This window comes from Salinicola sp. RZ23, from assembly GCF_003206675.1.
GTDB classification, from domain to species: Bacteria; Pseudomonadota; Gammaproteobacteria; order Pseudomonadales; family Halomonadaceae; genus Salinicola; species Salinicola endophyticus.
Map to the genome: position 1 here is coordinate 115703 of NZ_PZJK01000003.1, position 14430 is coordinate 130132.

General features: G+C 66.7%; 14 protein-coding genes. 5 read left to right on the top strand and 9 right to left on the bottom strand.

The window, feature by feature from the left end; all coding sequences use genetic code 11:
* Positions 1-110 precede the first annotated feature (110 nt).
* The 4 genes from folK to dksA all read right to left on the bottom strand — a co-directional run bounded on the left by folK (position 111) and on the right by dksA (position 4463).
* Positions 111-605 (bottom strand): 2-amino-4-hydroxy-6-hydroxymethyldihydropteridine diphosphokinase, encoded by a 495-nt coding sequence (gene folK, locus DOM67_RS02770; RefSeq protein WP_110674145.1) that lies wholly within the window; start codon positions 603-605, stop codon positions 111-113.
* The gene (pcnB, locus tag DOM67_RS02775; protein WP_110674146.1) at positions 598-2031 is read right to left on the bottom strand and encodes a polynucleotide adenylyltransferase PcnB; all 1434 of its coding nucleotides are present in this window, start codon (positions 2029-2031) and stop codon (positions 598-600) included. Before pcnB ends, folK begins: the two co-directional genes overlap by 8 nt.
* A gap of 980 nt (positions 2032-3011) precedes the next feature.
* Positions 3012-3890 (bottom strand): tRNA glutamyl-Q(34) synthetase GluQRS, encoded by an 879-nt coding sequence (gene gluQRS, locus DOM67_RS02780; RefSeq protein ID WP_110674147.1) that lies wholly within the window; start codon positions 3888-3890, stop codon positions 3012-3014.
* Between the two features lie 135 nt (positions 3891-4025).
* Positions 4026-4463, bottom strand: coding sequence for an RNA polymerase-binding protein DksA (gene dksA, locus DOM67_RS02785; RefSeq protein WP_035476187.1), 438 nt, complete (start codon positions 4461-4463; stop codon positions 4026-4028).
* Positions 4464-4736: 273 nt separating this feature from the next.
* Between dksA and DOM67_RS02790 the strand changes: the two genes are divergently transcribed.
* Complete coding sequence (locus tag DOM67_RS02790; RefSeq protein ID WP_110674148.1) at positions 4737-5906, top strand: aminotransferase class I/II-fold pyridoxal phosphate-dependent enzyme; 1170 nt, start codon at positions 4737-4739, stop codon at positions 5904-5906.
* Positions 5903-6673, top strand: a complete 771-nt coding sequence (gene sfsA / locus DOM67_RS02795; RefSeq protein WP_110674149.1) for a DNA/RNA nuclease SfsA — start codon at positions 5903-5905, stop codon at positions 6671-6673. Before DOM67_RS02790 ends, sfsA begins: the two co-directional genes overlap by 4 nt.
* Before the next feature lie 7 nt (positions 6674-6680).
* Here the strand turns inward: sfsA and metW are convergent, their stop codons facing one another.
* The 5 genes from metW to DOM67_RS02820 all read right to left on the bottom strand — a co-directional run bounded on the left by metW (position 6681) and on the right by DOM67_RS02820 (position 10727).
* The gene (gene metW, locus DOM67_RS02800; RefSeq protein ID WP_035476190.1) at positions 6681-7277 is read right to left on the bottom strand and encodes a methionine biosynthesis protein MetW; all 597 of its coding nucleotides are present in this window, start codon (positions 7275-7277) and stop codon (positions 6681-6683) included.
* Positions 7277-8434 carry a homoserine O-acetyltransferase gene (locus tag DOM67_RS02805; protein ID WP_110674150.1) on the bottom strand — a complete coding sequence of 386 codons (1158 nt, stop codon included), beginning with the start codon at positions 8432-8434 and terminating at the stop codon, positions 7277-7279. The genes metW and DOM67_RS02805 overlap by 1 nt, the downstream gene beginning before the upstream one ends.
* An 80-nt stretch (positions 8435-8514) precedes the next feature.
* On the bottom strand, positions 8515-9105 hold the full coding sequence (locus DOM67_RS02810; RefSeq protein ID WP_110674151.1) for a YggT family protein: 591 nt from the start codon (positions 9103-9105) through the stop codon (positions 8515-8517).
* 28 nt (positions 9106-9133) lie between these two features.
* A complete protein-coding gene (proC, locus tag DOM67_RS02815) occupies positions 9134-9973 on the bottom strand; it encodes a pyrroline-5-carboxylate reductase (RefSeq protein WP_110674152.1) in 840 nt (279 codons plus the stop codon).
* A 37-nt stretch (positions 9974-10010) separates the two neighbouring features.
* Positions 10011-10727 carry a YggS family pyridoxal phosphate-dependent enzyme gene (locus DOM67_RS02820; RefSeq protein WP_110674153.1) on the bottom strand — a complete coding sequence of 239 codons (717 nt, stop codon included), beginning with the start codon at positions 10725-10727 and terminating at the stop codon, positions 10011-10013.
* A 40-nt stretch (positions 10728-10767) separates the two neighbouring features.
* On the opposite strand from DOM67_RS02820, the gene DOM67_RS02825 reads away from it, so the two are divergent.
* The 3 genes from DOM67_RS02825 to tyrS all read left to right on the top strand — a co-directional run bounded on the left by DOM67_RS02825 (position 10768) and on the right by tyrS (position 14323).
* Positions 10768-11808, top strand: coding sequence for a type IV pilus twitching motility protein PilT (locus DOM67_RS02825; protein WP_110674154.1), 1041 nt, complete (start codon positions 10768-10770; stop codon positions 11806-11808).
* A 92-nt stretch (positions 11809-11900) separates the two neighbouring features.
* The gene (locus DOM67_RS02830; protein WP_110674155.1) at positions 11901-13031 is read left to right on the top strand and encodes a PilT/PilU family type 4a pilus ATPase; all 1131 of its coding nucleotides are present in this window, start codon (positions 11901-11903) and stop codon (positions 13029-13031) included.
* Positions 13032-13123: 92 nt separating this feature from the next.
* Positions 13124-14323, top strand: a complete 1200-nt coding sequence (gene tyrS / locus DOM67_RS02835) for a tyrosine--tRNA ligase (protein WP_110674156.1) — start codon at positions 13124-13126, stop codon at positions 14321-14323.
* Positions 14324-14430: the final 107 nt, after the last annotated feature.

Here is a 14430-nt window from a genome sequence, read left to right on the forward strand (position 1 = left end):
GCGTTGTGGGGGGGACGCAACACGACGTTAGGCGCTGGCCGCGAACCCCGCTGCGTACCGGCTGGGGGTGACGCGCCCGGTTGTCAGGGGGCAGGCCGGTGTAGCAGTGTTCACGGGGACAGGCGGTGCAGCGGCTGATGAGCCAGGGCGGCGGCGCGCTCGCCCACCGGGGTGCCATCCAGCACCAGTGTGGGATCGATCTCGGCCAGCGGTTCGAGCACGAAACGCCGTGCCAGTCGCTGCGGGTGCGGCAGCGTCAGACGCGGCGTCTCCAGGGTCAGATCGGCGTAGCTCAGCAGGTCGAGGTCCAGCGTGCGTGGCCCCCAGTGGCGCAGGCGAACACGGCGGTGGCGCTGCTCCAGCGCCTGCAGTTGGTCGAGCAGCGCCAGCGGCGACAGGCGGGTACGCAGCGCGACCACCGCATTGACGAAATCCGGCTGGTCCTGGGGCCCCACAGGCGCGCTCGCGTAGAGCGAGGAGCGTGCCACCAGGTTGCTCAGCGGCAGCACCGCCAACGCCTCGAGAGCACGCTCGAGTTGCGCGCGGGGCGCTTCCAGATTGCTGCCGAGGCCGATATAGGCCAGTGCGCCGACGGACTCACTCATCCAGGGTCGGCGGCGCGGCACGGTTGCTCGGACGGCGGCGCTTGCGCTGACGGCGGCGCTTGGGCTTGCCGTTGGTAGAGGCCGGATGGCCGCCATCGACCTGTTGCATCAGCTCGTGCTGACGGCTCTCGTCGGCGTGCTGGAACTCGGTCCACCACTCGCCCAGCTCCGGCGTTAGCTCGCCGGCCTGCTCGCGCAGCAGCAGGAAGTCATAGGCGGCGCGGAAGCGCGGATGCTCCAGCGTCTGGAACACCTTGCGCCCGCGCCGGCGCGGCAGGTGCTGCTGGAGATCCCAGATCTCACGCATGGGGATGCTGAAACGCTTGGGAATCGAGGTGTGCTTGAGCTGACGGCTGATGACCTGCTGTGCCGCTGCCTGCTGGGCGGGAACATCGGGCAGCTCCTGCTCGTGGGCCACCTGGGCGGTGCGCTGCACCACGCATGGCCACAGCAGCGCGGCGAAGAGGAAGGCCGGGGTGACCGGACGATCCTCGGCCAGGCGGGCGTCGGTGTTGGCCAGCGCCTGCTCGACCAGGGACTCTGCCCAGGGCAGTTCCGCCAACGCCTCGTCGCTCTCCGGGAACAGCATGGCGTAGAGGCCGAGTTCGCGCAGGCAGCGGAAGCTCTGCACCGCATGTCCGGAGAGAAACAGCTTGAGCACCTCCTCGAACAGGCGTGCCGGCGGAATCTGCAGCAGCAGCGGGGCGAGTTCGCGGATCGGTGCCTCGGTGCCGGCTTCGATCTCGAAATCGAGCTTGGCGGCGAAGCGTGCGGCACGCAGCATGCGTACCGGGTCCTCGCGGTAGCGTGTCTCGGGGTCGCCGATCAGACGCAGCAGGCGGAGATCGAGATCGGCGATACCGCCGGTCCAGTCGTAGATGCTGAAATCGCTGACGCTGTAGTAGAGGGCGTTGACGGTGAAGTCGCGGCGGATGGCGTCCTCCTCCACGCTGCCCCAGACATTGTCGCGCAGCAGCAGCCCTTGGTCGGACTGCTGGCTGACATTGCCGTCGTCACCGTCGCCATGGCTGCCGCGGAAGGTGGTGACCTCGATGATCTCGCGGCCGAAGCGCACATGGACGATGCGGAAGCGCCGGCCGATGATGCGCGAATTACGAAACAGCTGGCGCACCTCGTCGGGGGTGGCGCTGGTGGCCACGTCGAAATCCTTGGGCTGCCGGCCGAGCAGAGAGTCACGGATGCAGCCGCCCACCAGATAGGCGTCGTAGCCGGCGCCATTGAGCCGGTAGAGCACCTTGAGGGCGTTTTCGCTCAGATTCTTGCGCGATACGCTGTGCTCGTCGCGTGGGAGCACGATCTGCTGCAGGACCGGTTCGGCGGCATCGGCGCGGGCGGACTCGGGGCCGAAGAGACTCTTCAAACGTTCACCGGGACGTTGTAGAAAGCGGGAAAATCCTTTGAACATGCGGCGAAGTCGACTCGCAAGATAGCAAAGCCCCAGTGTAGCGGAGCCCCGGATGCTTGCATAGCGAAGCCCTGGCCGTCTGTCCAGCTGCGTCTCCGTATGGCGGATTATCGAGGGCGGGTTGTGGGGGGCTGATGACGCCAGGGCGGAGCGCCCGGAGGGGGCTGCCAGGCGGCGGTGTGCAAGCCTTCACTGGCGCGCTGATCGGCCTACGGTGAAACAGGCGCACAGCAAAAAGGGGAGGCCATCGGCCTCCCCTCTTAAGCTTTTTCTGCAACGTCCATGCCGCTTCTTTTTGTTCGTGATGGCGCATCGCCTTGAATACGCAACACAGTCGCCTGACTAGCGCGCCACTGACGCGTGTCGTCGTGAAACCAAAGGTGGCGACCACCTCGTATTCAAAACAATAATCCAACCACGACAGGCAATGCCTTTTCCCGAGTGTTGTTGTTGTTTCGGGAAGTCTTCGATTTACGGGGCGCGTTGTTGTTGTTGCCCGGCCTACCGAAGAACGTCGCGTCCTGATTGCATTCCTGACTCGAGGGCGTTGTCGTTGTTATCCCTCTGGTTGCCTGGAGACCGTTGTCGTTGTTGTCGGTCCGGCGGCAGCGAGTCGTTCGAGTCGACGCCTGAGTTGTTGTTGTTGGCGTCAGTTCTGTCTACCGGTCGTTGATCTTGTTGTTGTGTGCGACCGGTGTGTGTCGATTGTTCTTCTTGTCCAATGTGAGTGCACTGAGCGTGCCATCCCCTGGTTTTTTCTTTTTGATCAAAGGGTTGGCTTTTTCTTCGAGGCCAGCTCTTGATTTTGTCGGCCCGTATGCTCGAGGGGGTGATTCAAAACGGGGCAGAGAAAGCCGCCGATGCTTGTTATTGGTGCAGAACCCCTCCTGCAATGGCGACAAGGGTGACGCAAAACGACACAAATTGCGCTTAGACCATGGTCGTCAGCCGAATGGGGTAGACGTGCGTGCCGCGTGCGCTCAGGCCGGATCGCGGTAGGCGCGGGGTGTCAGCGCCTGCGGGGACCATGCATCCACCGCCCATGCCAGCTGGTTGGCGACCGGCGCCTGACGCAGGGCCAAGGGGGGCTGCTGGTCGAGCAGCGCGAGCGCCTGGTAGAGCAGCGGGCGTGCGGCCGCATCGTCCAGGGGCAGCGGCGGCGCCAGGTTCTGCTTGGAGAGTTTCTGCCCGTCATCGCCACGAATCAGCGGCAGGTGCAGGTAACGCGGCTCGGGGTAGTTCAGCGCCTGCTGCAGCTGGCGCTGCCACGGCGTGTTGTCGAGCAGGTCATAGCCGCGCACCACGTCGGTGATGCCTTGGGCGGCGTCGTCGACCACCACCGCCAGCTGATAGGCCCACAGGCCATCCTTGCGCTTGACCACCACGTCGCCCTGGGTGGTCGGGTCGAGCCGCTGGGTCCCGAACAGCCGGTCCTGCCATGTCACCGGATGGGGGCCGAGGTCGGTACGCAGGCGCCACGCCTGGGGGCGCTCGGGATGGCGCGGGCCCTCGCGGCACCAGCCGGGGTAGTGGCCGAGATGCTGCCACTCCTTGCGCGAGCAGCCGCAGGGATAGACCCGGCCGGTAGTGGCCAGGTGCTCGAGCGCGGTCTGGTAGGCGTCGTCGCGCTGGTGCTGAAACCACACTTCGCCGTCCCAGGTGAGACCGAAGGCCTCCAACTGGCGCTGAATGGTCGCTGCGGCCTGGGGCGGGCAGCGCGGCGGGTCGATGTCTTCGATGCGCAGCAGCCAGCGCCCACCGGCAGCACGCGCGTCGAGCCAGCTGCCCAGGGCGGCGACCAGCGACCCCAGGTGCAGCGGGCCGGAGGGCGTGGGGGCGAAACGACCGACGTAGGGCATCGTCTCTCCATCGTGGAACGGAAAAGCAAGCGTGACAGGAAGAACAAGCGGTACGGGAAAACAAAACGGGCACCCGCCGGTGCCCGTCTGCTGCTGGCCCAGGGGATCCGTGGATCGCCGGGCTATCTGGCGCGATCAGCCGCCGAGCTGCTTCTCTTTCAGCTCCGCCAGCGTCTTGCAGTCGACGCACAGGGTGGCGGTGGGGCGTGCCTCGAGGCGGCGGATGCCGATCTCGACGCCACACGCTTCACAGAAGCCGTAATCGTCTTCGTCGATCTTGTCGATCGTTTCGTTGATCTTCTTGAGCAGTTTGCGCTCGCGGTCACGCGTTCTCAGCTCGAGGCTGAAGCCCTCTTCCTGCGTCGCCCGGTCAGCGGGATCGGCGAAGTTGTTCGCCTCTTCCTGCAGGTGGCGCACCGTGCGATCGACCTCTTCCATAAGATCCTGTTTCCAGCCCAGCAGGATCTCACGGAAGTGCGCAAGCTGCTTTTCGTTCATGTACTCTTCACCCGGTGCCGGCTGGTACGGGGTGAATGCCTTGGGCGCTTCCGTTTTCTTTTCTGCTACTGGCATGGGGCTGCCTCGTTACACAAGTGTCGTGACGCGTGTGATTCGGCCGAGAATCGACCATGGGCAGCATCAGCCGCCGCCCGAAGCCATGCTTGTTTAGCGAAAAAGTTGCTGCATTGCAACCAAAGCCACGCTTTATTTTCGGCTGCCGCGACGCTGCGACCGGTATGTCGCCGGGCGCTGCGGTGGTCCCATCCCATGGGGCGATGTGTGGTGTCGGCCGCCGCTGTCGGCGTCCGGCCCGGCGAGGGCCCCGGCGAGAGGAGTCGATAGAAGATGTCATGGAGCGATCGCCTGGCGGCGGTGGCGCCGTTTCGCGTCATGCGCCTGCTGGAAGCGGCCCAGGCCCGTGAGGCTGCCGGCCACGATGTCATTCATCTGGAGATCGGTGAGCCCGACTTTCCCTCCCCGGCGGCGGTGGTCGCGGCGGGCCAGCAGGCGCTGGCGGCGGGGCATACCCGCTACACCCCGGCGTGCGGACTGCCGGCGCTGCGCGAGGCGATCGCCGCGCACTACCAGCGCTGCCACGGGGTGGCACTCGATCCGCGTCGGGTGATCGTCACCCCCGGCGCTTCCGGGGCGCTGCTGCTGGCGAGTCAGTTGCTGGTGCAGCGCGGTGACCGGGTACTGATGGCCGATCCCACCTATCCCTGCAATCGTCACTTCATGGCGCTGGCCGAGGCCGCGGTGGACTGTGTGCCCGTGGGGCCGGAGAGCGGCTGGCAGCTCGATGCCGCACTGCTCGCCGAGCACTGGCAGCCCAGCACGCGGCTGGCGATGCTGGCCACCCCCTCCAATCCTACCGGCCACATGCTGTCGGCGTCGCAGCTGTCGGCAGTGGCGCAGGCGGTGGCGGCCCGTGACGGGGCGCTGCTGGTCGACGAGATCTATCAGGGGCTGTGCTACGGGGTCGATCCGGTTTCCGCGGTGAGCGTGGCGCCGGAGGCGTTCGTGGTCAACAGCTTCTCCAAGTTCTTCGGTATGACCGGCTGGCGGCTGGGCTGGCTGGTGGCCCCCGAGGCCGCGCTGGAGCCGCTGTCGCGGCTGGCCCAGAACGTCTTCCTGGCGCCGCCGACGCTCTCCCAGCACGCCGCGCTGGCGGCCTTCTCGCCGGCCTGCCTGGACCAGCTGGAAGCGCGTCGCGCCGAGCTGCAGGTGCGCCGCGATGCGCTGCTCGCGGGGCTGGCTCGGTTGGGCCTGGCGCCGGCGCAGCCGCCCCAGGGCGCGTTCTATGTGTGGCTCGACGTCTCCGCCCACACCGATGACAGCGAGGCGTTCTGCCGCGCACTGCTCGACGAGGAGAACGTGGCGATCACCCCGGGCACCGATTTTGCCGTACGCGGTGGGGCCCATCATGTGCGGATCGCCTTCACCACCGGTGTGGCGCGGCTGGAGGAGGCGGTCGCGCGTCTCGAGCGCTTTCTGACCCGCCGGGGGCGCGGATGAGCCAGCTCGAGACTCAGCCCCGGATCGAACTGGTGCCCGGCACGCTGCTGCGCCGCTACAAGCGCTTTCTGGCCGATGTGCAGCTCGATGACGGCCGCGAGGTGGTGGCGCACTGCCCCAATACCGGTTCGATGCGCGCGGTGAATGTGCCCGGCTGCCGGGTGTGGCTGTCGCCGAGTACCAATCCGGCGCGCAAGCTGGCCTGGACCTGGGAGCTGATCGAGCTGCCGGACGGCCAGGGCGGGATCGACTGGGTCTCGGTACACACTGGGCGGACCAATGCGCTGGTGGCGGCGGCACTGCGGGCCGGACGCGTGGCGCCCCTGGCCGACTTCGCGCGCTTGACGCCGGAGGTCAAGGTCGAGGGTGCGCGACTCGATTTCCGCCTCGACCTGGCCTCCGGCGACGCCTGCTACGTCGAGGTCAAGCAGGTCACACTGAAGGAGCGTGACGGCCACGGTTACTTTCCCGATGCGGTCAGTGAGCGCGGTCGGCGCCATCTCGATGCGCTGGCCGCACTCGCCGCCGCGGGCCAGCGCAGCGTGCTGCTGTTCTGCGTGGCGCATACCGGCATCCAGGACGTGGCGCCGGCGGCGCATCTCGACCCTGCCTACGCCGCACGGCTACGCGAGGTGGCTACGCAGGGGGTCGAGGTGCTGGCCTATGGCTGCGAGCTGCGCCAGGCCGAGGGCCGGCCGCTGGGCATGCGGCTGGCGCGCCGGCTGGCGGTGGATCTCGAGCGCCGGCTGGCGCCAGCGGCCGACTGAGCGCCGGCTAGCGACCGCGACAGACCCGGAAGATTGCCGTTTCGCCGAACAGATTGGGCCAGCGCCGCGAGGTCCAGTGCGGCTGGTGATCGGCGCTGCCCACCGCTTCGTCGGCGATGCGCACGCCCTTTTCGCGACACAGGTTGGCGAAGTCGCGGAAGGTCGACAGGTGGATGTTGGGGGTGTCGTACCAGGCGTGGGGCAGCGAGCGCGATACCGGCATGCGACCGCGCAGGCTCAGGTGCAGGCGGTGCTTCCAGAAGGCGAAGTTGGGAAAGGCGATGATGCACTCCGGGGCCACCCGCAGCATCTCGACCAGCATGCTGTCCGGGCGCCGCAGGGCCTGCAGCGCCTGGGTCATCACCACCACGTCGAAGGCGTCGTCGTCGAAGTTGCCGAGGCCGTCGTCGAGATTCTGCTCGATCACGTTGACCCCGCGGCGCAGGCAGGCGGCGAGCCCCGCCGGGTCGATCTCCAGCCCGTAGCCGGTGACGCCCTTGCGCTGGCCGAGGGTGTCCAGCAGGGTGCCGTCGCCGCAGCCGAGGTCGAGAATGCGGGCGCCGGCGGGCACCCAGTCGTAGATCAGTTCGAGATCGGCGCGCATCAGTGGCCCTCCCCGCGAATGTCGGCATGGACCCGCTGCATGAAGCTGCCGAACACCGCTTCGTAGTGGTCGTTGGGCAGCAGGAAGGCGTCGTGCCCGTGGGGCGAATCGACGTTGACGTAGCTCACCGCCTTGCCCGCGCGCAGCAGGGCGTCGACCAGCTCGCGCGAGCGCGCCGGGGCGAAGCGCCAGTCGGTGGTGAAGCTGATCACCAGATAAGGGCAGGCGACCGGAGCCAGCGCCGCGGCGAGATCGCCGTCGTGTTGGCCGGCGGGGTCGAAGTAGTCCAGCGCCTTGGTCATCAGCAGATAGGTGTTGGCGTCGAAGCGGGTCGAGAAGGTGTCGCCTTGGTGGCGCAGGTAGGACTCGACCTGGAACTCGACGTCGTAGCCGAAGTTGAGCTGATCGCTGCGCAGGTCGCGGCCGAAGCGCGAGCCCATCGAGTGCTCCGAGAGGTAGGTGATGTGGCCGATCATGCGCGCTAGCTTCAGCCCCAGCTTGGGGATCGCTTCGCGCTCGGCGTACCAGCCGTCGAAGAAGTCGGGATCGGAACGGATCGCCTGGCGGGCGACCTCGTTGAAGGCGATGTTCTGGGCCGAGAGGCGAGGCGTGGCGGCGATCACCACCGCATTGGCGACCCGCTCGGGATAGGCGATCGTCCACTGCAGCGCCTGCATGCCACCGAGACTGCCGCCGACCACTGCAGCGAAGCGGGAGATGCCGAGGTGGTCGGCCAGGCGCGCCTGGCTATGCACCCAATCGGCCACCGTGAGCACCGGGAAGGTCGGCCCCCACAGCCGGCCGGTCTGCGGATTGAGACTGCCCGGGCCGGTGCTACCGTGGCAGCCGCCCAGGTTGTTGAGCGAAACGACGAAGAAGCGCTCGGTGTCGATCACCTTGCCGGGGCCGATATAGGCGTCCCACCAGCCCGGCTTGCGCTCATCCGCGGCGTGGTAGCCGGCGGCATGGTGGTGACCGGAGAGCGCATGGCAGACGAGCACGGCGTTGCTGCGCTCGGCGTTGAGCGTGCCGTAGGTCTCGTAGACCAGCTCGAAGCGCTCCAGCGTCTTGCCGCAGGCGAGCGGCAGCGGCGTGTCGAAGGTCGCGGTCTGGGGCGTGACCAGGCCGACCGAGTCGGGCGGGAAGGAAGCGGACATGAAACGCGGAGGTCTCCAGAATCAGCAGGGCAGACGACCGCCCCCGGGTACGGCGTGCGACCCGGGGGCGGTGGTGGCGTTCAGAATCCGACCAGGGCGCCCGGCAGGCCGGCGGCGCGGGCCAGCGCACCGACCACCAGGCTGTCGAGCAGGTTGATGGCGATGAAGACCACGATCGGCGACAGGTCGATCATGCCCAAGGGCGGGATGACCCGGCGCACCGGCGCCATGATCGGCTCGACGATCTGCATCACCAGCAGCGCGCCGGGATGGCTCGCGCGGGGCGCCACCCAGCTCAGGATGATCATGATGATCAGGGCGAAGAAGTAGATCTTCAGAATGGCATTGAGCACCCCGGCGATGGCGGCGAGCAGAATGCCCTGCAGCGGGGGCATGCCGAAGCCGGCGAACTGGAAGATGGCGATGATCACGATCGCCTTGAGCAAGAAGCCGGCGAACAGGGTGGCGATGTCGATGCGGCCGAACGGGCGCAGGATCTTCTGCAGCGGCGCCACCACCGGCTGGGTCGCTTTGACGATCCCCTGGCTCATGGGGTTGTAGTAGTCCGCCTGCGAGAACTGCAGCAAGAAGCGCAGCATGAGGACGAAGAGGTAGATGCTGACGAGGCTGTTGACCAGCATCAGACCGGCGCTTCCAAGATGACTGCCCATCGAATGATCTCCTAGTGATTCGGCAACTTCAGTTCTGGCTCAGTTCACGTGACAGCTCGCGGGCGCGCTCTGCGGCGGCCTCGGCGGCTTCGGCCACGATGCGCGCGAGCTCGGCATCCTGGAAGCTCTGGATGGCGCGCTCGGTGGTGCCGTTGGGCGAGGTGACGCGGCGGCGCAGCTCGGCCGGTTCGAACTCGCTCTCCCGCGCCATCTTGGCCGCACCGTAGACCGTCTGCAGCGCCAGCCGACGGGCGCTCTCCGGCGCCAGCCCCAGCGCGATGCCGGCGGCCTCCAGCGACTCCATGAACAGGAAACAGTAAGCCGGACCGCTGCCGGCGACGGCGGTCACGGCATCGATCTGCGCCTCCTCCTCGACCCACTCGACCAGTCCCACCGCGCCCAGCAGTTCGCTCGCCAGGCTGCGCTGTGCGGCGTCGACGCGGGCATTGGCATAGAGACCGCTGGCGCCAGCGCCGACCAGTGACGGGGTATTGGGCATGCAGCGTATCACGGGCAGCTCGCCGCCCAGCCACTGCTCCAGCGTGGCCGCTTCGAGCCCGGCGGCCACCGACATGATCAGCGGGCGGCGCGCCTGCACCGCCTCGCGCAGCGACAGACACAGCTCGCGCATCATCTGTGGCTTGACCGCGAGCACTACCACGTCGGCCTCGGCCACTGCTGCGAGGTTGTCGCGGGTGGTGTTGACGGGATACCGCGCGGCGATGGCGTCGAGTCGCTCCTGGCTGCGCGAGGTGGCAGTGATGGCGGCGGCCGGATAGCCGCTGTCGAGCATGCCGCCGAAGATGGCGCTGGCCATGTTGCCGGCACCGATGAAGGTGATACGGCTGGCCTGGGATGAGTCGGTCATGACGAAATCCTGTATCGCAGCGAAGAAAAGTGTGGCCTCAAGGCCGGGCACCGACGGGCGGGCGGCTGCCGAAGATCGCGGTGCCCAGGCGTACCAGCGTGGCGCCCTCGGCCACGGCGGCCTCGAGGTCACCGCTCATGCCCATCGACAGGGTGTCCAGCGGCGCCTCGGGGAAGCGCGTGCGCAGCCCCTCGAAGGCGACACGTACGGCCCGGAAGGCCTCACGCTGGCGGGCCGGGTCGTCGCTCGGTGCCGGCAGCGCCATCAAGCCGCGCAGGCGCAGGTTGGGCAGTCCCAGCAGCGCCTCGGCCAGGACCGGCAGCGCCTCGGCGTCGACACCGGCCTTGCTCGCCTCGCCGCTAACATTGAGCTGCAGGCAGACATTGAGCGGCGCGAGCGTCGGCGGACGCTGGTCCGACAGCCGGCGCGCGATCTTCTCACGCTCGACGCTGTGGACCCAGGCGAAGTGCTCGGCGACGTCACGGGTCTTGTTCGACTGCAGGGCGCCGATGAAATGCCACTCGATGTCGTCGAGAGCGGCCAGCTGGGCCTGCTTCTCCAGCGCTTCCTGCAGATAGTTCTCGCCGAACGCGCGTTGACCGGCGTCATATGCCTGACGCAGCATGGCGGCAGGCTTGGTCTTGCTGACGGCCAGTATGCGGGCCGCCTGCGCGGGGCGTCCTGCGGCCTGCAGAGCGTTCTGCAGGCGCTGGTTGGCCGCGTGAAGGGACTGGGGCACCGACGCTTCTGGCATACTAGACAGCGACCTTATGCAGGGGATCGTATAAAAGCCCATGGATATTACCGAACTGCTGGCGTTTTCGGCAAAGCAAGACGCCTCGGACCTGCACCTCTCGGCGGGTCTGCCGCCGATGATTCGTGTCGATGGCGACATGCGGCGTCTCAATGTGCCGGCACTCGACGACAGCCAGGTCCGGCGGCTTATCTATGATGTGATGAATGATCGCCAGCGGCGCGACTTCGAAGCCGATCTGGAAACCGATTTCTCGTTCGAGGTGAACGGGGTCGCCCGTTTCCGGGTCAATGTCTTCACCCAGGGGCGCGGTGCCGGCGCGGTGTTCCGCATCATTCCCAGCCTGGTGCGTTCCCTCGAAGAGCTCGATCTGGGCGATGTATTCCGGCGCCTGGCGATGCTCCCCCGCGGCCTGGTGCTGGTGACCGGCCCTACCGGCTCAGGCAAGAGCACCACGCTGGCAGCGATGATCGACTACATCAACAGCCACCGCCAGGAGCATATCCTCACCATCGAGGACCCGATCGAGTTCGTCCACCAGAGCAAGCGCTGTCTGATCAACCAGCGCGAGGTACATCGTGACACCAAGGGCTTCGCGCCGGCGCTGCGCTCCGCCCTGCGCGAGGACCCGGACGTGATCCTGGTGGGGGAGCTGCGCGATCTGGAGACGGTCCGCCTGGCACTGACCGCTGCCGAGACCGGGCATCTGGTCTTCGCCACCCTGCATACCACGTCGGCGGCCAAGACCATCGACCGTATCATCGATGTCTTCCCGGGTGACGAGAAGGGGATGGTGCGTTCGATGCTGTCGGAGTCTTTGCAGGGCGTGATTTCGCAGTCGCTGCTCAAGCGCGCCGGCGAGGGCGGCGGACGTGTCGCGGCACACGAGATCCTTCTCGGCAACTCGGCGATCCGCAATCTGATCCGCGAGGGTAAGGTGGCGCAAATGTACTCGGCGATCCAGACCGGCGGCAATCTGGGCATGCAGACCCTGGATGCGGCGCTCGCCCGACTGATCGCCGATGGTGTGGTATCGCGTCAGGAGGCACAGGCCAAGTCCCGTGCGGGATTCGAGAGCTAGTGCCGGAGGCCATCGACACCGCTGCCCGATGAGCGGGCCGAGCGCGACGGGCTCCAGATCTGTCGCAGCCGTTTTTTTGTTCAGGACTCGTCATGACGCCGCATCAATGGTTTGAACAACTTCTCGATATCATGATCGCCAAGCAGGCCTCCGACCTGCTGATTTCCACCGGTGCACCGCCCTGTCTCAAGCTCGACGGCAAGCTGGTCGCGCTCGGCGATGTGCCGCTGCGCCCTGAACAGGTGCGTGAACTGGTCGCGACGACCCTGCCGCAGGGGAGCCGCGAGGCGTTCGAGCGCGAGCGCGAGGCCAACTTCGCGCTCAGCCTGAGTGGCAAGGGACGTTTCCGGGTCAGTGCCTTTTTCCAGCGCAGCCAGCAGGCGATGGTGGTCCGCCGCATCGCCTATGACATACCCGCCCTCGAGAGTCTGGGGCTGCCCGAGGTAGTCGCCACGCTGCCGACGATTCGGCGCGGTCTGGTGCTGGTGGTCGGGGGAACCGGCAGCGGCAAGTCGACCACTTTGGCGTCGATGATCCAGCATCGCAACGGCACCAGCGGCGGACACATCATCTGCATCGAAGACCCGATCGAGTACATGCATCCGCATCAGCGCGGGATCATCAATCAGCGCGAAGTGGGCATCGATACCGAGTCTTACGAGGTCGGGCTGAAGAATGCGCTGCGCCAGGCGCCGGACGTGATCGTGATCGGAGAGATCCGCAGCCGCGATACCATGGAGCTGGCGCTCGCCTTTGCCGAAACCGGGCATCTGTGTCTCGCCACGCTCCATGCCAACAACGCCGACCAGGCGGTGGAGCGGATTCTCAATCTGTTCCCGCCCACGCGCCACGACCAGGTATGGATGGATCTCTCTCTCAACCTGCGTGCGGTGGTGGCGCAGCAGTTGCTGCCGCGTCGGGATGGTGAGGGGCGCTGTCTGGCCACCGAAGTGATGCTGCAGTCGCCGCTGATCAGCGAGCTGATCCGGCGCGGCGATATCAGCGAACTCAAGCCGCTGATCCGGCGTTCGCGGGAGCTGGGCATGCAGACCTTCGACCAGTCGCTGTATGCCCTCTATCGACAGGGGCTGATCGACGAGAGTGTCGCGCTCTCGCACGCCGACTCCGCCAACGACCTGCGCATGCTGATCAAGTATGGCGAGTCGGGCGAGGGTGGCGGCGAGACGGATAAGGGCCGTTTCACCCTGGCCGACGACGACTGACGCGCCACCGGGTGCGGCTCAACGGCGCCCGGCAGTCATGCTACTATTGCCGCCTTTCAAGACCGATAGCGTTTGGAGTGGAGACGGATACGATGACCGAGGTCGCCGAGGCGCTGGCACTGATCAAGCGAGGCACGCAGGAAATCCTGGTCGAGGAGGAGCTGGTCAAGAAGCTCGAGTCGGGCCGCAAGCTGCGTATCAAGGCCGGGTTCGACCCCACGGCACCCGATCTGCACCTGGGGCACAGCGTGCTGCTGACCAAGATGCGCCAGTTCCAGGACCTGGGCCACGAGGTGATCTTCCTCATCGGGGACTTCACCGGGCGAATCGGCGATCCCACCGGCAAGAACGTCACCCGCAAGCCGCTCACCGAAGAGGAGGTCAAGGCCAATGCCCAGACCTATCGTGAGCAGGTATTCAAGATCCTCGATCCGGCCAAGACCGAAGTGCGCTTCAATGCCGAGTGGTTCGGTGAGATGTCGGCAGCGGACATGATCGAACTTGCCGCCCAGAGCACCGTGGCGCGCATGCTCGAGCGCGACGACTTCGAGAAGCGCTACCGCGCGGGGCAGTCGATCTCGATCCACGAGTTCCTCTATCCCCTGGTCCAGGGCTACGACTCGGTCGCCCTCGAGGCGGACGTCGAGCTCGGCGGTACCGACCAGAAGTTCAACCTGCTGATGGGGCGTGAGATCCAGAAGCACTTCGGGCGCGAGCCGCAGGTGGTCATCACCATGCCGCTGCTCGAAGGGCTGGACGGCGTCAACAAGATGTCCAAGTCGCTCAACAACTATGTCGGCGTGGACGATGCCCCCGGGGTGATGTTCAACAAGCTGGTGTCGATGCCGGACAGCCTGATGTGGCGCTACTTCGAGCTGCTGTCACTGAAGTCCAACGATGAGATCGAGGCGATTCGCCGCGACATCGAGCAGGGCGCCAACCCGCGCGACATCAAGATGACCCTGGCGCGTGAGCTGATCGCCCGCTACCACGGCGACGAGGCGGCGGCCAACGCCCACCGCTCTGCGGGCAATCAGCTGGCGGAGGGCGAGCTGCCCGACGACCTGCCCGAGGTCGAGGTGAGCTTCGACGGGGCGGCCGAAGCCCCGATCGCCGCGGTGCTCAATCGCGCTGACCTGGCCACCAACAGTGCCCAGGCCAAGGACATGCTCAAGAACGGCCGGGTGAAGGTCGATGGCGAGGTGGTCAACCCGAGCACCATGCTGGCGACCGGCAAGTGCTACGTCATTCAGGCCGGCAAGAAGCGCTACGCCCGCGTCACCCTCGGCTGATCGCGCCGTCGTTTCCCGGTAACGCCCGCCCTGTGCGGGCGTTATGCGTTTCTGGGGGCGGGGGCGGACCGCTCGGTCAACTTTTTTGCCGCGAGCCCTTGCCAAGG